At 57.9% G+C, this 20,405-nt stretch carries 18 protein-coding genes; 11 read left to right on the top strand and 7 right to left on the bottom strand.

From position 1 onward, the window contains the following. The first annotated feature begins 43 nt into the window (after positions 1 to 43). Positions 44 to 3,196, top strand: a complete 3,153-nt coding sequence (locus DRW39_RS14050; protein ID WP_116107694.1) for a WD40/YVTN/BNR-like repeat-containing protein — start codon at positions 44 to 46, stop codon at positions 3,194 to 3,196. A 26-nt stretch (positions 3,197 to 3,222) separates the two neighbouring features. Next, on the top strand, positions 3,223 to 6,030 hold the full coding sequence (locus DRW39_RS14045) for a M16 family metallopeptidase (RefSeq protein WP_116107693.1): 2,808 nt from the start codon (positions 3,223 to 3,225) through the stop codon (positions 6,028 to 6,030). A gap of 94 nt (positions 6,031 to 6,124) precedes the next feature. Here DRW39_RS14045 and DRW39_RS14040 read toward each other — a convergent pair whose 3' ends face one another. Further along, entirely contained in the window at positions 6,125 to 7,903 is a 1,779-nt protein-coding gene (locus DRW39_RS14040) for a DUF885 domain-containing protein (RefSeq protein WP_116107692.1), read from the bottom strand. A gap of 140 nt (positions 7,904 to 8,043) precedes the next feature. On the opposite strand from DRW39_RS14040, the gene DRW39_RS14035 reads away from it, so the two are divergent. Together DRW39_RS14035 and DRW39_RS14030 are read left to right on the top strand one after the other, a co-directional pair. Continuing rightward, the gene (locus DRW39_RS14035) at positions 8,044 to 8,520 is read left to right on the top strand and encodes an RNA polymerase sigma factor (protein WP_116107691.1); all 477 of its coding nucleotides are present in this window, start codon (positions 8,044 to 8,046) and stop codon (positions 8,518 to 8,520) included. After that, complete coding sequence (locus DRW39_RS14030; protein WP_116107690.1) at positions 8,517 to 9,074, top strand: hypothetical protein; 558 nt, start codon at positions 8,517 to 8,519, stop codon at positions 9,072 to 9,074. The genes DRW39_RS14035 and DRW39_RS14030 overlap by 4 nt, the downstream gene beginning before the upstream one ends. Positions 9,075 to 9,080: 6 nt before the next feature. Here the strand turns inward: DRW39_RS14030 and DRW39_RS14025 are convergent, their stop codons facing one another. After that, entirely contained in the window at positions 9,081 to 9,581 is a 501-nt protein-coding gene (locus DRW39_RS14025) for a GreA/GreB family elongation factor (protein WP_116107689.1), read from the bottom strand. A gap of 102 nt (positions 9,582 to 9,683) precedes the next feature. On the opposite strand from DRW39_RS14025, the gene DRW39_RS14020 reads away from it, so the two are divergent. Beyond that, complete coding sequence (locus DRW39_RS14020) at positions 9,684 to 10,523, top strand: O-methyltransferase (protein WP_116107688.1); 840 nt, start codon at positions 9,684 to 9,686, stop codon at positions 10,521 to 10,523. 1 nt (position 10,524) lies between these two features. Here DRW39_RS14020 and DRW39_RS14015 read toward each other — a convergent pair whose 3' ends face one another. The 4 genes from DRW39_RS14015 to DRW39_RS14000 are packed head-to-tail and all read right to left on the bottom strand — an operon-like array spanning position 10,525 to position 13,485. Further along, complete coding sequence (locus DRW39_RS14015) at positions 10,525 to 10,809, bottom strand: chaperone modulator CbpM (protein ID WP_116107687.1); 285 nt, start codon at positions 10,807 to 10,809, stop codon at positions 10,525 to 10,527. Between the two features lie 14 nt (positions 10,810 to 10,823). Then, positions 10,824 to 11,759, bottom strand: a complete 936-nt coding sequence (locus DRW39_RS14010; RefSeq protein WP_116107686.1) for a DnaJ C-terminal domain-containing protein — start codon at positions 11,757 to 11,759, stop codon at positions 10,824 to 10,826. A gap of 8 nt (positions 11,760 to 11,767) precedes the next feature. Beyond that, the gene (locus DRW39_RS14005) at positions 11,768 to 12,514 is read right to left on the bottom strand and encodes a phosphatase PAP2 family protein (RefSeq protein WP_116107685.1); all 747 of its coding nucleotides are present in this window, start codon (positions 12,512 to 12,514) and stop codon (positions 11,768 to 11,770) included. A gap of 47 nt (positions 12,515 to 12,561) precedes the next feature. Continuing rightward, entirely contained in the window at positions 12,562 to 13,485 is a 924-nt protein-coding gene (locus DRW39_RS14000; RefSeq protein WP_116107684.1) for a septum formation inhibitor Maf, read from the bottom strand. Between the two features lie 200 nt (positions 13,486 to 13,685). Between DRW39_RS14000 and DRW39_RS13995 the strand changes: the two genes are divergently transcribed. From DRW39_RS13995 to DRW39_RS13970, 6 genes are all read left to right on the top strand, one after another. Then, a complete protein-coding gene (locus tag DRW39_RS13995; protein ID WP_198664893.1) occupies positions 13,686 to 15,599 on the top strand; it encodes an OmpA family protein in 1,914 nt (637 codons plus the stop codon). Between the two features lie 95 nt (positions 15,600 to 15,694). After that, positions 15,695 to 16,084 (top strand): hypothetical protein, encoded by a 390-nt coding sequence (locus tag DRW39_RS13990; protein WP_116107682.1) that lies wholly within the window; start codon positions 15,695 to 15,697, stop codon positions 16,082 to 16,084. Positions 16,085 to 16,094: 10 nt separating this feature from the next. Then, on the top strand, positions 16,095 to 16,571 hold the full coding sequence (locus DRW39_RS13985) for a DUF4920 domain-containing protein (protein ID WP_116107681.1): 477 nt from the start codon (positions 16,095 to 16,097) through the stop codon (positions 16,569 to 16,571). A gap of 188 nt (positions 16,572 to 16,759) precedes the next feature. After that, positions 16,760 to 17,263 carry an RNA polymerase sigma factor gene (locus tag DRW39_RS13980; RefSeq protein ID WP_099105240.1) on the top strand — a complete coding sequence of 168 codons (504 nt, stop codon included), beginning with the start codon at positions 16,760 to 16,762 and terminating at the stop codon, positions 17,261 to 17,263. A 439-nt stretch (positions 17,264 to 17,702) separates the two neighbouring features. After that, on the top strand, positions 17,703 to 18,497 hold the full coding sequence (epsC, locus tag DRW39_RS13975) for a serine O-acetyltransferase EpsC (RefSeq protein ID WP_116107680.1): 795 nt from the start codon (positions 17,703 to 17,705) through the stop codon (positions 18,495 to 18,497). A 103-nt stretch (positions 18,498 to 18,600) separates the two neighbouring features. Beyond that, the gene (locus DRW39_RS13970) at positions 18,601 to 20,013 is read left to right on the top strand and encodes a DEAD/DEAH box helicase (protein WP_116107679.1); all 1,413 of its coding nucleotides are present in this window, start codon (positions 18,601 to 18,603) and stop codon (positions 20,011 to 20,013) included. Positions 20,014 to 20,066: 53 nt separating this feature from the next. On the opposite strand, the gene DRW39_RS13965 is transcribed toward DRW39_RS13970, so the two are convergent. Continuing rightward, positions 20,067 to 20,396, bottom strand: coding sequence for a hypothetical protein (locus DRW39_RS13965; RefSeq protein ID WP_116107678.1), 330 nt, complete (start codon positions 20,394 to 20,396; stop codon positions 20,067 to 20,069). Positions 20,397 to 20,405 lie beyond the last annotated feature (9 nt).

Here is a 20,405-nt window from a genome sequence, read left to right as displayed (position 1 = left end):
CGCCGCCAAATTGCACGGCTTATATTACCTGCAAATTCCGACAATGAAATCCCGCGCGACCCTCATTATATTGTTGCTTGCTTTGGTCAGCTACCTGCCGCTTGTCGGACAGGGTGCCACCGATACAACCCGCAGTGAACGCTTCAAGGCACTGGAATTTCGCAACATCGGCCCCTTCCGCGGCGGCCGGACTAATGCCGTGACAGGTGTTCCCGGGCAGCCGCTGCGCTACTATTTCGGCGGCGTGGGCGGGGGCATCTTCCGCAGCGACGACGCAGGCCAGAGCTGGCGCAACATCTCCGACGGGCAACTGAATACCGGTTCCATCGGGGCACTCGTAGTAGCAGCCAGCGACCCGAATGTCATCTACGCCGGCACCGGCGAGCATGCGGTACGCGGGGTCATGACCTCCCCGGGTGATGGTGTGTATAAATCGCTCGACGGCGGGGATACCTGGCAACACATCGGCCTGGAAGATAGCCGCCACATCTCGGAGATCGTCGTGCACCCCAAGGACCCGGACCACGTGCTCGTAGCCGTTCAGGGTGCCGTACACGGGGATAGCGAAGTCAGGGGCATCTACCGAAGCACGGACGGCGGGCAAAACTGGGAACAAGTGTTCTATGTGGACGCCACCACCGGCGCGGCCGACCTCAGTATGGACCCCAGCAATCCGCGTATTCTCTACGTTGGCATGTGGGACCACCGTCGCTACCCGTGGCAAGTACGGAGCGGCGGACCGGGCAGCGGCATCTATAAATCCATAGATGGCGGCGACAGCTGGGAACAACTCACGGAAGGGCTACCCGACACACTGGGGAAAGTGGCGGTGTCCGTCAGTCCGGCCATGCCGAACCGTGTTTACGCCAACATCGAGGCGGAAGGCGATAAAGGAGGCGTCTACCGCAGCGACGACGGCGGAAAGAACTGGCGGCAGGTCAACAGCGACCGCGTCACCGTGGCCCGCGCCTGGTACTACATCGAGATCTTCGCCGATCCGGTAAATCCCAATGAGGTATACGTGCTCAACGCCCCGGTGCTGCACTCCATCGATGGAGGCGCCAGCTTCTCCACGATCTCGGTCAATCACGGCGACCAACACGACCTCTGGATCAACCCGGAAAACCCCGATAATATGATCCTGGGTAACGACGGCGGCGCGGCCATCACCTTCAACGGCGGGAAGAGCTGGAGCAGCCAGGATAACCAACCCACCGCCCAGTTCTACCGGGTGACCACGGACGAGCAAGTCCCCTACCGCATCTACGGCGGGCAGCAGGACAACAGTACGGTCGACATCGTCAGCCGGACCCGCGTCGGTGGTATCGGCACCTCCGACTGGCATCCCACGGCCGGCGGGGAAAGCGCCTTCCTGGCCTTCGACCCCGAAGATCCGCGCTACGTGATGGGTGGCAGTTATCAGGGTAACATCTCCGTTTACGATTCAAAAACGGGCACCGAGGTCGACGTGATGGCCACCCCCGTAGCGGGTCTGGCTGCCTCACCCTCCGAGATGAAGTACCGCTTCAACTGGAACGCACCCATCGTCACTTCCCCCCAGGACCGCAGCGTCTTCTACCACGGCGGCAACAAAGTGCTGAAGAGCACCGATATGGGTCGCAGCTGGCAAGAGATCAGCCCCGACCTGACCCGCAACGACACCTCCAAGCTCGTCGACGGGGGTGCCCCCTTCACCAACGAAGGCGCGGGTGGCGAGATCTACGGCACCATCACCTATATGGTCGCCAGCCCCCACCAGGCCGGCCAGCTGTGGGTAGGTACGGACGACGGCCGCGTGTGGCTCACCCGCGACGACGGAGGCGACTGGACAGAAATCACGCCCAAGGGCATGGGGGAAAAGCTGGTCAACGCCATCGAGGTTTCTCCCTCCAACCCTGGGACCGCCTACCTGGCGGTGACCAATTATAAATTCGATGACTTCACCCCCGAGGCCTACCGGACGACTGACTACGGCGCCAGCTGGGAAAGCATCGGTGATGACTTCGGTCCGAACGAATTCGTCCGGGTTATCCGCGAAGACCCCGAACGCCCCGATCTACTCTACGCCGGCACCGAACGCGGGCTATACCTATCCTTCGACGGTGGCGGTAGTTGGGAAAAGCCGCGATTCAACTTGCCGGACGTTCCTATCCTGGACCTGACCATTGCCGACAACGATCTCATCGTGGCCACCTCCGGCCGGGCCTTCTGGATTCTGGATGATCTGGGTGCTCTCCAGCAAACGGGTAGCGAGTTGCCCGATAATCTCAGCATCTTCGACCCCAAGCCCACCTACCGCTACACCCTCAGCTCCGGTGGCGGAATGGAGGCCGGCGAGGGAGAAAATGCCGCCGCCGGCGTGACCTTCGATTACTATCTCCCCACCGAAATGGATACCACCGAACTCACGCTGGAGGTAGTCAATGCCGCGGGGGATGTCATCCGCCGGTACAGCAGTCAACCGAAGAAGGGAAAAAGCTGGCCCGGCGGCCCGCCCGCCCCCACGGCCCTGCCTACCGAAGAAGGACTGAACCGCTTCAACTGGGACCTACGCCGCGAAACCCTCCCTCCGGTGGAGGGCATCTTCGTACTCGGTGACTACCGGGGAGGGCTCGTGGCTCCCGGCACGTACACCCTCCGTTTGGCGAGCCCGGAGGATACGGTCACCGCCACGGTAGAGGTCAAGGCCGATCCCAGTCTGGATGCCGGTCCACAGGCCTACGCCGACCAGGAAGCGATCCTGGAAGGAGCCGAGGAAGGTGCGCGGGACATTCACCGCGCCGTCAACCGACTACGCCGGGTCCGTATGCAGGTGAAGGCACTCAACGAAAATGTCGCCGATATGTCCGGCACGGACGACCTGGTAGCGAAAGGCAAAGACATCATTGAGCGCATCACGGAATGGGAAGAAAACCTGATCCAACCCGATCAGAAGACCTTCCAGGACGTCGTCAACTTCCCGAACCGCCTCAACGCCGAGTTCATGGATCTGAAAAGCCGGGTCGACGGACCGGTGCCGGTAGTCACCGAAGGAGCAAAGCAGCGCATGGAAGAACTGCAAAGCGACTGGCAGAATTATCGGCAGGTCCTGGACCGTATCATCGACGGAGAAGTAGCCGACTACAATGCAACATACCGCGAACTGGATCTGCCGGCCGTCATCGTTCCCCCGGCCGACGAGGAAACTATGCGGTAGCTTTACGATACCCAAAAGCCTACCAAATGAAATGCTTCCTTTCCCTCCTGGCCGTCGTTCTCCTCACCCTGCCGTGTACGGGGCAGGCGGTTGACAGTACCAGCTTCTCCGTTCCTTTCACGAAATTTAGTCTGGACAATGGCCTGGAGGTAGTGCTGCACGTAGATACCTCCGACCCGGTGGTTGCCGTGGCGCTCACCGCTCACGTCGGCTCGGCCCGGGAGAAGGAGGGACGTACCGGCTTCGCCCACCTCTTCGAGCACCTACTCTTTCTCGAGTCGGAAAACCTGGGAAAGGGCGGACTGGACAAAATGAGCGCCCGCATCGGTGGTAGCGGAGCGAACGGTTCAACGAGCCGCGACCGAACGAACTACTTCCAGACGGTTCCGAGTGACGCCCTGGAGAAGATGATCTGGGCCGAAGCGGATAAGCTGGGGTGGTTCATCAATACGGTGACGGAGCCCGTCCTCGCGAAGGAAAAGCAGGTCGTCAAAAACGAGAAGCGCCAGGGCGTGGACAACCGGCCCTACGGGCACAACAACTACGTCATCGACAAGAACCTCTACCCCGCCGGCCATCCCTACAGTTGGCAGGTGATCGGCTCTCTGGAGGACTTGCAAAACGCCACGCTGGCCGACGTCAAAGAATTTTTCCGGCGCTGGTATGTCCCCAACAACGTGACCCTGGTGGTCAGCGGTAACTTCGAGCCCGCCCGGGCGCGTAGCCTCGTGGAGAAATACTTCGCGGAGATACCCGCCGGGGAGCCCATCGAGCCGCTGCCCGCGCAACCCGCCGAACTGGCGGAAAGCGTGCGGCTCTTCCACGAAGACAACTTCGCCCGGCTGCCGCAACTTACCATGGTGTGGCCTACCGTTCCTCAGTATACGCCGGATGCCTACGCGCTGGACGTATTGTTGCAGTACCTCTCGGATGGTAAGGAAGCACCGCTTAATGAGGTGATCGTGGAAGAGAAAAAGCTGGCACCGGACGTCGGCTTTTACGGCTACAACTCCGAATTGGCCGGTGATGCCCGCCTGCAGGTGCGCGCCTTCGCCGACACCCCGCTGGATTCGGTATGGGCCGCGGTACGGGAGGCCTTCGCCCGCTTCGAGGAGAATGGTATACCCGCCGCGGACCTCCAGCGCATCAAGGCCGGACAGGAAACGCGCTTCTACGCCGGGCTATCGAGCGTATTGGGCAAGGGCTTTCAACTGGCGCAGTACAACATCTTCGCCGGCGACCCAGGATTCGTGGAAGACGATATTCAAAACATCCTGGACGTGACCGCGGATGACGTACGCCGGGTTTACGAAACGTACATCCAGGGAAAACCCTACGTGGCTACCAGCTTCGTTCCGCTCGGGCAGTCGGAATTAATGCTATCCGAGAGTACCCGCGCCGAAGTCGTGGAAGAGAAGATCGAGACCGGTGCGGAGGAGGAAGTCGACCCATCCGAATCGGCGCAGTACACCCCTACCCCATCCACCTTCGACCGGTCGGAGGAGCCCGAATTCGGCGAGGAACTACCCATCACCACCCCGGAAATCTATCAGCAGGAACTGGCCAACGGGCTTACCGTCTACGGCGTGGAAAACGACGAGGTACCGCTCGTCAACTTTACCCTGGTCATAGAAGGCGGTCAGCTCCGTGATTCGCTGGATAAGCCAGGCGTCGCTTACTTCCTGGCAGAGATGATGACGCGCGGAACGAAAACGAAGACTCCGGCGGAGCTCGAGAATGCTATCGAACTACTCGGGGCCAGCATCAACGTTCGGGCGGGCACCAAATCACTTACCGTTTCCGGTACGACCCTGGCCCGCAATTATCCCGCCACCATCGACCTGCTCACGGAAATACTACTCGAGCCGCGTTGGGATACCGACGAGATGGAGCTCGTCCGCCTGGAAACGCTCAGTCGCCTGGAGCAGGACAAGGCCGAGCCCAACGCAATCGCTGCAAACCAGTGGGATCAGCTGCTGTACGCGGAAAATGACATTCGCAGCCGCAATATTCGGGGTACCGAGGCTTCCGTATCGGAGATCACCATGGCGGATTTGAAAACCTACTACGAACGCTTCCTTTCCCCCAACGTCAGCAACTTTCACCTGGTAGGTGCGCTCGACGAGACCGAGGCCATTGCCGCCCTGAAAGACCTCACGGATCGGTGGGGAGCCCGGGAAGTCCCGCCCACCGACTGGCCGGCCGTTCCCTCCGTCGATACGGCACGCGTATACTTCTACGACGTACCGGGCGCCAAGCAATCCGTCCTGCTGATCGGTAACCCAGCCCTGGCGGCAACGGACGACGACTACTACCCCGCCACCGTAATGAACTACATCCTTGGCGGCGGCGGCTTCGCTTCCCGGCTCACGCAGGATCTGCGGGAAGGCAAGGGGTACACGTACGGCATTCGTTCGGGCTTTACCGGTTCGACGGACAACGGAACCTTCCAGATCGGAACCGGGGTACGCAGCAACGTAACGCTCGAAGCCACCGAGGCCATTAAGGCCATCCTGGATGGCTACCCCGACACCTTCAGCGAGCAGGACCTGGAAACCACGCAAAGCTTCCTTACACGGTCCAACGCCCGGGCTTTCGAAACGGCGGGGGCCAAGCTTGGCATTCTCGAGAACCTCAGCACCTACGGTTGGGATGTCGATTATTTGGCCGAGCGGGAAGCGGTGGTCCGCGGTATGACCCGCGAGCGGATCAGTGAACTCGCCTCCACCTACCTACAGCCCGAGCGGATGATCTGGCTTATCGTGGGTGACGCTGAAACGCAGCTGCCCCGGTTGGGTGAACTGGGCTTTGGGGAGCCGGTCAAGTTGAATTAGCGGGGCAATACCACCGGGTATCATCTCGACCTTGGAGCATGCCGGCCCTTGCCAAATCTCAGATTGAGCGCCCTCCAAGCCGGGAAACGCTGATTTAAGCCGCCGCGATCCACGCATCCACCTTCCGCTCCAGCACCGCCAGCGGCACGCAGCCGCCCTCCAGTACCAAGTCGTGGAATGCCTTGATGTCGAAGCCATTACCCAGTGCCTCCTCGGCACGAGCCCGGAGTTCGCGGATCTTGAGTTGCCCGACTTTATAGCTCAGCGCCTGGGCCGGCATCGCCATGTATCGCTCGATCTCGGCGATGATGCTGGCCTCTCCCTCGGCCTCGTTCTCCAGGCTGTACTGGATGGCCTGTTCCCGACTCCAGCCCTTACTATGGATTCCGGTATCGACTACTAGCCGGATGGCACGGTGCATCTCCGCACTCAACATGCCGAAGTACTGGAAGGGATCTTCGTAAAGTCCAAGTTCCTTGCCCAGGCTTTCCGAATACAGCGCCCAGCCTTCGCCGTAGGCACTGTACCAAAGATTACGCCGGAAGGCGGGCAGCTCCTCGTTCTCCTGCTGCAGGCTGAACTGGTAGTGGTGACCGGGAATGGCCTCGTGCAGGAAGAGATCCTCGTCGCTGAAGACGTTGTATTCCTCCACGCTAGGGATCGGCACGTAGAAGATCCCCGGGCGCGATCCATCCTGGCTGCCGGGGTTGTACTCCGCCGAGGCACTCGCCTCCCGGAAGGACTCCGTGCGCCGAACCTCGAATTCAGTCTTCGGTGTCTTGTTGAAGAGCCGCTCGAGCTGCGGTTGCATCCGCTCGTGGATGGCTTCGAAGTTGGCAATCACCTCCTCCGGCTGGTCGAAGGGCATGAGGTCGGCGTTGGTGCGAACGTAGTCGAAGAAGGCCTGCAGGTCCCCGTCGAAGCCGACCTGTTCCTTTACGCCCTCCATTTCCTCGCGGATGCGTGCTACTTCGCTCAGCCCCAATTGATGGATCTCGTCGGCCGTCATATCAGTCGTGGTGTAAAGCTTAATCAAGTGATTGTAGTAGGCCTCGCCGTTCGGTATGGCGTCGATGCCACTGGTTTCGCGGGCCTGGGGGATGTACGCGTCGCGGACGTAGCTCGCCAGATCGGTGAATAGCGGGATCATGCGCTGCCCCACCATGCCCCGGAAAGCTCCCTGTAGCCGTTCGCGCTCCTCCGTGGGAAAGGAGTCCGGGATCATAGTTGCCGGCCCGTAGAACAGGTGCTCTTCTACCGGCTCGGCCGCCATGGATTCCAGCTGGGGCAGGAGCTTCAGGGCCAGGGCGCGGGGTAGCAGGTACCCCTTGGCGGCGCCCCGTTCCATATTTAGTCGGGCGGTGTCCATCAGCACGGCAAAGTCCTCGGCCCGCGCCAACCAGTTGTCGTAGTCCTCGACGGTGTTGAAGGGTTGGGCGCCTTGCCCGCTGGCCAGCTGGCCGATCATTAGGTGGGGACCGGTAAATTGATCCAGGGGCAACAACTCGGTGGTGAAGTCCGCGCCCTGTAGCGCGATGTTCAGCTCCCACTCCAGCACATCGTAGCTCACCTGCTGGGTTTCGCCTAGCACGGACCGGTCGATACCATTCAGCCGGTTGAGGTAATCCTGGTAGAAGCCGCGGCTTTCGGCCTTGTACTGCTCGGTCAGGTTATTCGGCAGCCGGTCGTTGTAGCGGTCATCGCCCAGCATAGTTGCCTCGACGGGGCTCAGTTGCAGCCGCCCCTCATGATAAGTGGTTAGTAGCTCATCAAAGGCGGTTGCCGCCTGCGTGTCCACCTCCCGCTCAGTTTCCGGCGGGTCGTTTTCACAGGCGAATACGGACAGGCATACTAACAGGAGAAGGAAGCGCATAAATAATTTGGCTTAGGGGCTTACGAAAGATGGGCGGCGGAGCGCAGGTATAAAGCTGATTCACTGCAGGAGGAGCCACTACCGAAGAAATTCCATTCCAAATGTAAGATTATCCCGCTTTCGGCAACTTACCCGTCGTTATGCAAAGCGAAGCAACCTTCCTGCACCATTTACGGCAACACCGGGGCATCCTCGTGAAGGTGAGCCGGATCTATGCCGACCGCACCGAAGACCGGCTGGACCTGCAACAGGAAATCACCTACCAGTTGTGGAAGGCCTACCCGTCTTACCGCGGCGATAGCGCTTTCTCTACCTGGCTGTACCGGGTTGCCCTGAATACCGCATTGGGCCGGTTCCGGCGGAGGACCCTTCGGCTCTTTTACCCGACCACCCTACCGGAGCCCCCGGCCCCAAATAACGAAGATCCCGCTCTGGAGCGGCTCTTTACCGCTATTCGTCAATTACCCCGTTCGGACCGGGCGCTACTCGCGCTGTACCTCGAAGACCTGTCGCTGAAAGAGATCGGAGAGGTACTCGGCATCACCGCCAACAACGCAGGCGTGAAGCTGCATCGCGCCAGAACCAAACTCAAATCCATTCTAAATCCATCATCATGAACCTGGAATCGGCCAAGCATACTTGGCAACAAATCAACACCGACGCCACCGCCCAGCTTCCTCCCGATCAACTGCAGGTCCGGTGGTCCCACCCGGCCCTGGATGGATTACGCCGCCAGCTTGTGTTCGAGGGAGCCTGTTGGATTATCTTCCTGGCCGTATTCTACACCGGCCTGGACGGCGATCAACGACCTATCGGCTGGACCGTCGCCCTAGCTTTGGGTCTGCTACTTCTGATCGCCCATGCCGTTGCAGGCTACCGCTTGGCGGCGCGTCCGATCGGGGCAGAACCGGTACGCGAGGCAATCAGCAGGCAGATCGGGGCCATTCGAAGCTACAGCCGCGTATCCATCATCCTGCGTACCCTGACCCTCCTGATCCTTTTCGGCTTCCTGCTATCTAACGTACCCGACCTCTGGCAATGGAGCCGGTTTTGGGTGGCCGGGGCAATCCTGGCCTTTACCGCCATAACCCTCTTCGTTCAGTTTCGCTTCTGGCGGAGTCGTATGCGCAAACTGAAGGACACCCTGCACGCCCTGGACGTTGAAGAATGAGTTAGATCAATAGGTGATCGCCAGGATCTCGAGCTTCCGCAACTCATTTCCCAGGCGGAAATCGGCCCGTTCCCCGACGCGCAAGCCCGTGATGGCTTCCGCTATGGGGGCGGTGAAGCTGATTTTCTTCTCCTTCACGTTGGCTTCGTCAACTCCAACGATCTGAAATTCCTGGGTGCGGTTTCCCGGTTGCTGGCGCAGCTTCACCCGGGCACCGAAACGGATTTCGTCCTGCGGCTGGTCTTCCGGCACGAGCACCCGGGCACTGGTGATGCGCTGATTCAGCAGGTTCAGTTTCCCGTCGATGACGGTGGCGGCACGGCGGCGCTCGTCCTCATTGTCGCCGGGTAGATTAGCCTTATCGGCCTCCAGGGTACGGCGTTCGGCCTGCAAAGCTTCCAACCCGGCCGGCGTAACGTAATTGGTAGCGCCCACGGGAAGCGGGGGACGGGCCGGTATGATGGGTAGGGTTTCCTGATCTGATTCCTTGACGAAGCCTCTTGACATGATTAGATATTTACACTTCCAACGGATTACGGGGGTGGGGAGTTCCCGAAAGGAAAGGGTGCGACGACTTATCCAGGCCAAATTGCGCTATCATTGCACCCCATGGCCGCTCGTCTCCGGTACTGGCTTTTCCGTCTGCTGTCCGCCCTGCGCTGGTATGGCCGGGCCGGTACGCGCTACGACGTACACTCCCCCTTTCTCAGCGCGTTCGTCCGGGAAGTCTACCGGGATAGAAGGACGTTCTATGCATTCGGACTTATCGATCGCATCCGCAAGTACTGGTCAGGACAAAAGCAGTCAATCAGGCTAATGGAACTAGGCGCCCCGAGCCGCACTACGACCTCCACTACCCGAAGCGCGGCCAGTCTTGTAAGCAGCAACGCGATCGGTAATACGTCGGGCCGCTTTCTGTTTCGTTTGTGTTTATGGGTTCGGCCCGCCCGGATCATCGAGTTTGGTACGAACGCGGGAATATCCACCCTTTACCTGCACCTGGCCGACACGCGTACTCCCCTGCTTACGGTCGAAGGAAATCCGGAAGTCGCCGAGCTGGCCCGCACCACTTTTGCCAAAGCACAGGTATCCTCCAGCCTCTGTCTGTTCAACGACCGGTTCGGGGATTGGCTTGGGGCGCACGGCGACCTCGCCAGCGAACGAACCCTCTTGTTTTTGGATGGTAATCACCAGCGGCAGCCGACGCTCGATTACGTAAATGCTTTACTGCCCCGGCTGACTACGGACAGCGTGATCGTCGTAGCGGATATCCACTGGTCCGAAGAAATGGAAACGGCCTGGGAAGATTTGCAGAAGCTACCCGCGGTGACGGCTTCGGTGGATCTGTACCACTTCGGGCTGTTGTTTCTACGTCCCGAATTGAACGGCCCACACATCACGCTTATCCCCACGCGGTATAAGCCCTGGCGGGTAGGCTTCTTTAGCTGATTTATTCGTAATCTTCCCAGTCCTCGACCGCACCCCGGCGATCCAGCTCGATGCGGTCGATCAGCCGTAGAATGATATCGATGCCGGCGGAATTGACCCCGAGCTGATTACGAAGGCGTAGGGCCCGCTCAATACGGGGAACCTGCGTTTCGGGGATCAGGATGATTTCCTTCTGCTGCTGCACTTCGAAAATGCCGTGATCCAGAAATTCTTCGATCACGATCGTTTCACACTGGTGAAAGCTGCAGAACTGTTGGATGGTGATGTAGGCTACTCCGGAATTCATGTCTATCGATTTGACTAGCGGCCGGCCAGCTGCTCAAGGGTTTTCTTCTCCTCCGCGGACAGCTTTTCGGGCAGCTGCACCGTAAGATCGAGGTATAGATCTCCGGAGGTGGACTGTTTATAAACGGGCAAGCCCTTACCCTTCAATCTTACCCGTTTGCCGTTGGGTGTGTTCTGCGCTACCGGCAGGTTAACCGCGCCAGTCGGGGTATCGACCGTAATCTTACCCCCCAGCAGCATGGTGTATAAATCTACGGGGACGGTCTTGTACAGGTCCGCTCCCTCGCGTTGATAGTCGTCGGGCGTGGCCACCCGGAAGGTAATGTAAAGGTCACCGGCGGGCCCGCCACCCGCTCCCGGACTGCCTTGCCCGCGCAGGCGTAGTGTTTGGCCGTCTTCCACGCCCGCGGGAATGGTTACGCGTAGCTGCTTTCCGTTGACGGTCAGTACCTGCTTATTGTCCTGAAGAACGTCTTCCATTGGGACCCGTAATTCCGCCTCGATATCGCGGCCGCGAAAGGCACGGCCGCTTTGGCCGCCGAAGCTGCTTCCCGCTCCCGCGCCGCCGAACATATCGCGGAAGAAATCGGAGAAATCCGCTCCCTCGCCTCCGCCGGAATAGGTATACTGTCCACCGAAGGGATTGCCGCCTCCGCCGTACCCGCCGAAGTTGCCCCCGCCGCCGGCACCTTGCTGCCGACGGGCTTCCTCAAAGGCTTCGGCGTGCTCCCAGTCCTTACCGTACTTATCGTACTTCGCCCGCTTTTCCGGATCACTGAGCACGGCATATGCCTCGTTGACGGCCTTAAATTTTTGTTCGGCCTCCGCATCGTCTGGTGCCACGTCCGGATGGTACTTCCGGGCCAGTTTGCGGAAGGCCTTCTTCAGTTGCTTCTCGTCGGCGGATTTATCTACGCCGAGGGTTTGGTAGTAGTCAATAAACTGTGCCATGTAACGTGCTAATTTTCGCCGCTCCCCTTGTGGAGGGTAGGTACGACCAGGGCAATGATCGTGCCAACCGCCGTGCCCACCAGGACGTCGGTAAAGAAGTGCCGGCCGGCCCGCATTCGTCCGTAGCTAACCGCCGCCGGCAGCAGCGCCGCTCCCAGCCAGACGTAGGGCCGGGCATTGCTGTTCGGGTAGAGATCGTTATAGAGCTTGGCGGAAGTAATCGCAAAGTAGGCCGTGGTCGCACTGTGCCCGCTGAAGAAGGAGTAGCGGCTGGATTTTTTCAGCTTGGTATCCAGCGGCGCGTCCGTGTTGTAATTATAGGGTCGCGGCCTGCGGACCAGCACTTTTGTCAGGTTAATCAGGCCGGAATTAATCATCGCGCCTTGAAAAACGATCAGGGCGGCACTGTTGAAGTTCTCCCGGCCGGGGCGGTCAAGTAAAAGGAAAAAGGGACTGGCAAAACTGGCCAGCAGTATCTTATCGGTTGCCTCGTCTGCGCGCAGGCTCAGGTGCCGGGTGCTGAACATATCAATCCCCGGTATACGATCGATCTCCAGGATACCGATGTCATCCTCGGTCAGTGGTGTCACCCGCCGGTCAAGCAGAACGGAAGTTACCGTGAGGCTGCCGCCCAAGCCAAGCAGCGCGGCGTTGGTGCCGTTGCTTGGGTTGTAGGGTCGTAAGCCCTGTCCGGGTAATACCTGGCCGACCAGTAAAAAGATAAAGAGGTAAAGCAGCGTTGGAAAACGGTACATAGGGTAAGGTCCTTGTGGTTGCCTAACGAAGGTCCGGTAAAATTGTGCTACTCCAGTCCTAAATCCGCGCGCAGGGGTCGGTTGGCGTTAGCGTTTTGCGACCAGTAAGGCTCCGTCCGCTGTTGGTTGAGCGTGGCCGTGGTCGTCAGGGTGGTATCCCCGCTCGGATAAGTCTCCGTCCAAGCCCGGATAACGTAGGGGGGATCCGCTTCGTAAGTGATCTCCAGCCGCCGGGGCAGATCGGTGTATTCCAGGCTATAGGTTTGCAGACTGTCGCCAACCGCCGCATTACTCGCCCGGGCGGGAGCGGCCCGGTAGGCTTGGTGGGTCATGAGTAAATATCCCGTGCTGGGAATTACCTGGAACGAGCCCTCGGGCAACTTTCCCCCGATGCGAATACGATTGAAAATTTCGTCCTCCAAAAAGTCTGCTGCCAACGGTACATCCTGGTCACCCTCCCGCTCGAAGTAGCTACGGAGTTGCATCCGCCACTTGTCACTCCCGGTGTAGTTCAACTGGGTGTAACTCTGTCCGCACCAATCCTGGGAACTGGTGGTCACCTTCAGGGTGTTGGGGTAGGTCGTTCCGTCGGTTGGCGTGAAGACCGAGGTCATGAGGGAGTAATCGTAGATGCCGGTCACGAAGCGGCGAATCAGATTGGTCTTGAGCACGGCGGCGGATGTTCCCGATTCCGCTCCGCCCCCTTCGTCCTTTACCTGGCGGTCGGCCAGGAAGGGTTCGCTGACCTGGATCAGCACAGCCTGCCCCTCGCGCAACTCGCCATAGCGGGCCTGGCTTAGTGTGTACGTAGAAATTTCAGCTTCCCCCTGATACCAATAATCACTGAGTTCCCCTCCAAAAATGGCGGTCCCGGATTGCACGGCTTCGTCACTATTTACAATGTTAGAATCAACGGAAGCGTTACAGGCCTGCAAGAGCAATCCCAAAAGGGAAATTTGAATGATCTTCATACAGGTACAATGAATCACCCCGTCCGTGCGTGGCACGAATGGGGCAACAGTTTAAAAAAGTCTTACATTAGCGGCGATAGTTTACTAATGCACTCATTGTACTTGTGGCTCCGTCTTCGGACGGAGCCCAAGCTTTGGTAGACTCGCCCCCCAGTCCCAATTTTATGCGGACCGCTCATCTAATCGTTTTACATCTCATCTTGTTCGCGAGCAGTTACGTTTTTGGTCAGCGGTCTGACCGGGAACGTGCCGTAGCTGCCTTCGACGACGGGATGCAATATATACTGGACGGCAAACTGGACCGGGCCACCAAGAGCCTGCGCCAAGCGGTCAAATTCGACCCCAAATTCTTACCGGGCGTACGTTCACTGGGCACGGCATGTAGCCTGCAAAAAGACTACGCCTGCGCGGTGGATGCCTACCAAAAGGTGCTGGCATCCGATTCCACTTTTTCACGGCTCCTCTATTATCAATTGGGCGAAGCCTACCTCCAGGCCGGCGAGCCCCGGGAGGCCCTGGCTTACCTGCTACAATTTCAGGATCTACAGAATCGGGACCGTGGCGACTTCGGCCTCATGGGCGAACAAGAGATGGCCACCGAGAAGCGAATCGTGGAGCAACAACTAGCCGGAAGCATCCTTGCCGCCCAGATGTGGTCGGACAGCACGACCTACGTCAACGCAAGCGCGCTCGTTAACATGGGTAAGCCGATCAATAGCGAAGACAATGACTACTTCCCCTTCTTCACGAATGACCTGACCGGCGTGCTTTACACCCGGCAGGAACCGCGAGGAGACGAAGACCTGATCATCGCCAGACGGCGCGATATCACGGCGAAGTTCCGTACCTCCCGTTTCGGCAATTTCAACACCCAACAGCCGGAAGGCATGTGTACTATGGTTCGTGACGGCGAGACGATCTTCTTTACCCTTTGTCATGAGAAAGAAGGCGGCAGCGGTTGCGATATCCACTCCGGCGTACTGATCGATGGCAGCATCGAGCATACACAGCGCCTGCCCAACTACCTTAACTCCTCCACCTGGGATTCCCAGGCGGCAATCAGCTGCGACGGTCGACAGCTCTTCTTCGCGAGCACGCGTCCCGGAGGCATTGGCGGCAGTGATCTGTACCGCTGTTATCGCCTGCCGGATGGCGGATGGTCGGAACCCATCAACCTCGGATCCGGCGTGAATACCCCTTACGACGAGGAGGCTCCTTTCCTGAGCAATGACTCAGAGACCCTGTACTTCTCCAGTATGGGGCACGAGAGTCTCGGCGACCAGGATATCTTCTATAGCCGCTGGGATGCCAGCCGTGAAATGTTTACCAAAGCCATGAACATTGGCGCGCCCATCAACAGCGCCGCCCGGGAACTCGGCTTTCACCTATCCGCCGACGGTCGCCGGGGTTACTTTGCCAGCGACCGGGCCGGCGGGGAAGGCGGACTGGATATCTATACCTTTATACTTAATGAGGAACTCACCGGAAAGGAAGTAACATATGTTTCCGGATACGTCACGGACAGCCTGACCGGCAAACCCATCGCCAACCAGGCCGTACCGATTGCCGGTGGCGACGTCTTCCGCACGAACTACGCCGGCCGCTTCTTTATCTGTGCCCCACCCGATGCGAGCCTTTCGCTACGGGTGGACAACTCGGATTACCTGCCCTACCGCAACGCTTTTGATATTCCCAGGTGGGATAATAGCGCGCCCTACCGCATCGATGTGCGGCTCGTCCCACCCGTGAATGCTCCGGTGGCGAAACCTACGGTCAAAAAGAGAGCATCTTACACTAAGGAAAGCCGGGCTCTATTCGCCTTTGAAAAAAGCGCGCTTACCCCGGAACAGAAAGCATCCCTGTCGGCATTCGTCCAATCCCTGGACCGCGACCAAATCAAATCCATCGCGCTGATCGGGTTCACCGACGAAACCGGTACTATAGCATACAATATGCAGCTGAGCCAGCAACGGGCGGAGGCCGTAGGCAGCTACCTGCGCGAATTGGGAATCCCCGAAAACCTGATCGTTATAGAGGAAGGCAGGGGCGAAATCGCCGGACGGGAAGAAAAAAACCTGAATCGGCGGGTCGACATCGTGGTGACATTGCAATGAGGATAACATTCACGTAACGAACATTTAGGTACGCATTTCATTATTCTCTTTCACATTGCGTCAACCTATTTCGTTTACCTTTTACTGATCCCACTATGCGATACCTGACTCTATTGCTGTTCGCTTTTACCTGTACCGCCCTCTCCGCCCAGACGGAAGGCACCCCTTCCTACTGCGAAGAGGGTCCGTCTACCTATGGGGAAGCCGGAGTTCCCGGTGGCGCGACGGCACCGTCCCTGCCCAAATTTTCCACCACACCTACTACGGAGTACAAGGTGCAAGTGGCCATTTTGCGCTATACCGATCCCTCCGAATACCCATTTCACCCTACCTTAGTAGCCCGCTATCGCCCCTGTGAGCAGGTTTGGGTCGTAGAGAGCCGGGAAAGCTTCACCGATCGTGAGGAAGCCGTGGCCCTACAGAAGACCCTGGAAGAAGCCGGATACGGCGATAGCTACATTACCGACCTGGTAGCCTACCAGTAAATAATCCTGAATGCGCGCTCTCCTTTACTCCAGCCTCTTTCTTTTGCTAATTGCCGGATGTGCCGGGGAGACAGAACCAGCCGCCGAACCACAGTCCTTCGGAGAGGCCTTTACCGCGAGCGACGTACAGCCGGCGGAATCACTATTGGCGACTTACAACCATGACGCCCTCAGTGATTCCGTCAGTACTACCCTACGCGGTACGGTTAACGCCGTATGCCAGGCCAAGGGTTGCTGGATGACCATAGACGCCGGTAACGGCGAGGAGATGACCGTAACCTTTAAGGATTACGGTTTTTTCATGCCTAAAGACATCGACGGGCAGGAGGTAGTCATGCACGGGGTGGCCTATAGCCAATTGACCCCGGTCGATGAACTACGCCACTATGGTGAGGACGCGGGACAGTCCGAGGCGGAGATAGCACTTATTACGGAGCCACGGCGCGAGCTGCACTTCCTGGCTGACGGGGTTCAACTCGTCCCCTAAAGGCGGAATACGATTCTTATGATTGTATTTAGTCACTAGCCGAAATGTAGTACGATAACTCCGTACGCTTCATTCCGCAAATAGCTGATAGACAGTAAGTTATAATTTTGGCACGCCATTTGATATAGTGATGGCGAGTAACCGCGGCACCGCCCGCAACCAATTTATAACAGTAAGCTATCAGCACTATGACTAATCAAGAATTCACACAGGAGATTAACAAACTTGAAAATCTGTTATTCTCTTTCGCGCTGAGATTAACGCGTAACCACCAGGATGCGCAGGATCTTATGCAAGAAACCAGCATGCGTGCTTACCGTCACCGCGATAAGTTCACCATGGGTACCAACTTCAAAAGTTGGGTTTCTACCATCATGCGTAATACATATATCAATCGCTACCGCAAAGAGAAAAGCCGTAAGCACGTGAATCAACCTATTGAAACCTTCACCTTCGCTCTGGAGAGCACCAGTGCCATCCCTAACCAAGGTGAGCACGACATGCGCCTTAAAGAACTTAACCGTATGATGAGCACGATTGGTGAAATCTACAGTGTACCGTTCCTCATGTTTTACCGGGGATATGAGTACAAAGAAATAGCCGCCCATTTAAACATCCCTATCGGCACCGTTAAGAGCCGCATTTTCCTGGCCCGCCAGAAGATGAAAGGAATGATCGGCAACCGCAACTAGGCCTCGGCCCGACCCTTAATCTACGACCGTCTACACAAAGCAAGTTTCCAGCGTACTACTTATTAGAGAGACAGAACACTTTTCCAATGCTAGCTTGAGACCCTAGCATTTATTTAGAGAGACCAAGTTTTAACGATCCTAGCGTGAGACACTAGCGTTCATTTTTTGAGAGACCTTTTTTACCGATTCTAGCGTGAGACACTAGAGTTTATTTTGAGAGACCTGTAATATCTATTAGACACTTTATCACGGACAGACACCATTTAAAGAAGTTTTGGAGCAATAGCACTTGACAATGCACTTTCCAATTTAACCAGAGCTTCTACACGTTTTTACATTATCCAATTCCCGGTGAGATTCATTATCACTCATCGGATTTTGAATCCAGGGGGCCGGCAATTCGCCGGCCCTTTTATTTTTCCGTTACTTCACCGCCCTTATGAATGAGGATTTTCTAGCGCGGCTCTACCACAATCACTTAGAGGCGAATAAACTCCCCTCCCCCCAGCTCATCGAAGAGTGGCTGAACGGCATACTGGCCTTCCTGTTTCCCGAACTCAGTACGCTCAAATTCGAATCGGAAGCTACGTTCCGGGACCACTATCGAACGAACGATCTGAAGTTATTCTCCATCCTGACGGGGATGTCCGAAAGCTTTCGCCTGCCACAACTGAATAACGTCCGCGACCAATTCGAAGAATGCCTGCCCGAATTGTACGCCAGTTTGATCGAGGATGCGGAAGCGATTCTGGCCGGCGACCCCGCAGCCATCAACCGCGTGGAGGTCATAACTACGTATCCTGGTTTTTACGCGATCGCCGTTTACCGCATCGCGCATACCATGCACCGTTTTGGAGTGGGTCTGCTGGCCCGCATGCTTACCGAAATCGCTCACGGTACCACGGGCATCGAAATTCATCCCGGAGCTACCATTGGCCGACGTTTCTGCATCGACCATGGAACCGGGATCGTGATTGGTGAAACGGTGGATATCGGCGATGATGTCAAGGTATATCAGGGCGTGACCCTGGGCGCGCTCAGCGTAAAGAAGGAAATGGCCCGCACGAAACGCCATCCGACCATCGAAAACGGGGTGGTGATCTATGCGGGCGCTACGATCCTCGGCGGCGATACCGTGATCGGCGCGAACAGCATCATCGGTGGAAACACCTGGATCGTCCGTAGCGTCCCGCCCGAAAGCCGGATCTATTACCGGGAGCCCAGGATGGAATGACCCCAGTAAAGTGATCCGCATACAAACCGCTTATAATCACTACCTTCGCCCCATTATAAATCGCGTAGGCCGGAGATACATGGCTTGCGTTTAACAAGCCATGATGGATATTAAGCCTAACGACGCTCCGGAAGAGGAGACCGTCTATTTCGATGAATTAGATCTCGTCGACGAATTACTCGACGCCCTGGACGATATGGGTTTCGATAAATGCACCCCCATTCAGGCCAAGGCCATTCCCCCATCGCTGGAGGGGCGCGACGTGCTCGCCGTAGCCCAGACCGGCACCGGTAAGACCGCCGCCTTCCTGCTTCCCATCCTGGATAAGCTTACCCGCGAACCGGTCAAGAAGGTCAACACCATCATCCTGGAGCCGACACGGGAACTGGCGATGCAGGTTGACCGCCAGCTGGAAGGTTTCAGTTTCTATACCCCCGCTTCCTCCATCGCCATCTACGGTGGCCGCGACGGACACAGCATGGAACGGGAGAAAAATGCCCTTAAAACGGGAGCCCCGCTTGTAGTAGCTACCCCCGGCCGGCTGATCGCTCACCTCGATCTGGGCTACGCCGATCTGAGCGGCGTACGCCACCTCGTGCTCGACGAGGCCGACCGCATGCTCGATATGGGCTTCGTCAATGACATGATCAAGATCATCGACCTGCTCCCCAAGGACAAACTGCAGATCCTGTTCTACTCCGCCACCATGCCGGGTAAGATCCGCAAGTTCTCCCGGGAAATCCTGAAGAACCCCGTCGAGATCAGCATCGCCATTTCGAAGCCGGCCGAAAAGATCGACCAGAAAGCCTTCGACGTAGCGGACTGGGCGAAGATTAGCCTGATCGAACACATCCTGAAGGACAAGAAGGACCTGGAGCGCATCCTGATCTTTTGCGGCCGGAAAAAGACCGTGCGCGACCTCACCCGCCGCCTGCAACGTAAGGGGCACAAGGCCGAGGCCGTGTCTTCCGATCTCGAGCAGCAGGAGAGAGAGGACCGTCTGAGCGACTTTCGTTCCGGTAAGATTCCCATCATCATCGCCACCGACGTACTGAGCCGGGGTATTCACATCGACGGCATCGACCTGGTTATCAACTTCGACGTTCCCGGTGACGCGGAAGATTACGTACACCGCATCGGCCGTACCGCACGCGCCAGCGCGGAGGGGGAAGCCATCACCCTGATCAGCAAGGAAGACCGGCACCGCTTCAAGCGAATTGAAGAGCTGGTCGAAATGGAGGTACGCCGCGTACCCCTACCCGATGAGTTGGCCGACGCACTACCCGGTCAGGGCGGGGAAGGAGACAAGCAAAAGGGAGGCCGGGGCAAAGGTCGTGGCCGGAAAAAAGGCGGCGGCGGTGGCGGCGGTCGTAGACGTAACGACCGCGGCAAAGGCAGCCGCAATAACGGCGGTTCAGAAGACGGCGAAAACAAGGGCGGCGAGAACAGCAGTGGCGGTGGACAGTCCTCGGGGCGTAAGCGCTTCGGTCGTCGTCGTCCACGGCATGACTCTTAGGGTATAAGCTTTATATCCTGCGCCCCGTCGCCCTATTACATCTCTTCTGTCACTCAGGCTTGGGTCGCGTAGACCATCCGGCGTAGTGAATCCGCGATTTCGTGGAGGTTACCGTTTTTACGATTGGTCAGTATCACGATCGTTAAATCTTCCACCTTCCGGTGCTGCACCAATGCTTCGAAATTATGGGAAGCGCCGTGGTGCAGGTGGAGCAACAAGTCCTCATCCGACCAATCAGCCCGCCCCAGCGCAGCCTGGACGTTATCGCCCGAGCGCGCTTCCGCCGAGAGGGAGCGCACGGATGCTGGTGTAAGCAGGGTGAAGCTGTCCAGTTTACGGATCCATTGGTATAGCCCCGTCGTCGTTACGCAAACCGTCGTCAATTGGTAGCG

The sequence above is a fragment of the Lewinella sp. IMCC34191 genome (assembly GCF_003390935.1).
Lineage (GTDB): Bacteria > Bacteroidota > Bacteroidia > Chitinophagales > Saprospiraceae > Neolewinella.
Note: the sequence above shows the minus strand (reverse complement) of the source record. Positions and strands in the feature narration are given on the sequence as shown.

What these genes read in the sequence shown, in the direction of transcription:
- DRW39_RS14045 (WP_116107693.1), top strand. Translation starts at nt 3,223, where the DNA reads ATGAAATGCTTCCTTTCCCTCCTGGCCGTCGTTCTCCTCACCCTGCCG.
- DRW39_RS13985 (WP_116107681.1), top strand. Translation starts at nt 16,095, where the DNA reads ATGCGCGCTCTCCTTTACTCCAGCCTCTTTCTTTTGCTAATTGCCGGA.
- DRW39_RS14015 (WP_116107687.1), bottom strand. Translation starts at nt 10,809, where the DNA reads ATGAATTCCGGAGTAGCCTACATCACCATCCAACAGTTCTGCAGCTTT.
- DRW39_RS14025 (WP_116107689.1), bottom strand. Translation starts at nt 9,581, where the DNA reads ATGTCAAGAGGCTTCGTCAAGGAATCAGATCAGGAAACCCTACCCATC.
- DRW39_RS14020 (WP_116107688.1), top strand. Translation starts at nt 9,684, where the DNA reads ATGGCCGCTCGTCTCCGGTACTGGCTTTTCCGTCTGCTGTCCGCCCTG.
- DRW39_RS14030 (WP_116107690.1), top strand. Translation starts at nt 8,517, where the DNA reads ATGAACCTGGAATCGGCCAAGCATACTTGGCAACAAATCAACACCGAC.
- DRW39_RS14040 (WP_116107692.1), bottom strand. Translation starts at nt 7,903, where the DNA reads ATGCGCTTCCTTCTCCTGTTAGTATGCCTGTCCGTATTCGCCTGTGAA.
- epsC (WP_116107680.1), top strand. Translation starts at nt 17,703, where the DNA reads ATGAATGAGGATTTTCTAGCGCGGCTCTACCACAATCACTTAGAGGCG.
- DRW39_RS14005 (WP_116107685.1), bottom strand. Translation starts at nt 12,514, where the DNA reads ATGTACCGTTTTCCAACGCTGCTTTACCTCTTTATCTTTTTACTGGTC.
- DRW39_RS13990 (WP_116107682.1), top strand. Translation starts at nt 15,695, where the DNA reads ATGCGATACCTGACTCTATTGCTGTTCGCTTTTACCTGTACCGCCCTC.
- DRW39_RS14010 (WP_116107686.1), bottom strand. Translation starts at nt 11,759, where the DNA reads ATGGCACAGTTTATTGACTACTACCAAACCCTCGGCGTAGATAAATCC.
- DRW39_RS13980 (WP_099105240.1), top strand. Translation starts at nt 16,760, where the DNA reads ATGACTAATCAAGAATTCACACAGGAGATTAACAAACTTGAAAATCTG.
- DRW39_RS14035 (WP_116107691.1), top strand. Translation starts at nt 8,044, where the DNA reads ATGCAAAGCGAAGCAACCTTCCTGCACCATTTACGGCAACACCGGGGC.
- DRW39_RS13970 (WP_116107679.1), top strand. Translation starts at nt 18,601, where the DNA reads ATGGATATTAAGCCTAACGACGCTCCGGAAGAGGAGACCGTCTATTTC.
- DRW39_RS14000 (WP_116107684.1), bottom strand. Translation starts at nt 13,485, where the DNA reads ATGAAGATCATTCAAATTTCCCTTTTGGGATTGCTCTTGCAGGCCTGT.
- DRW39_RS14050 (WP_116107694.1), top strand. Translation starts at nt 44, where the DNA reads ATGAAATCCCGCGCGACCCTCATTATATTGTTGCTTGCTTTGGTCAGC.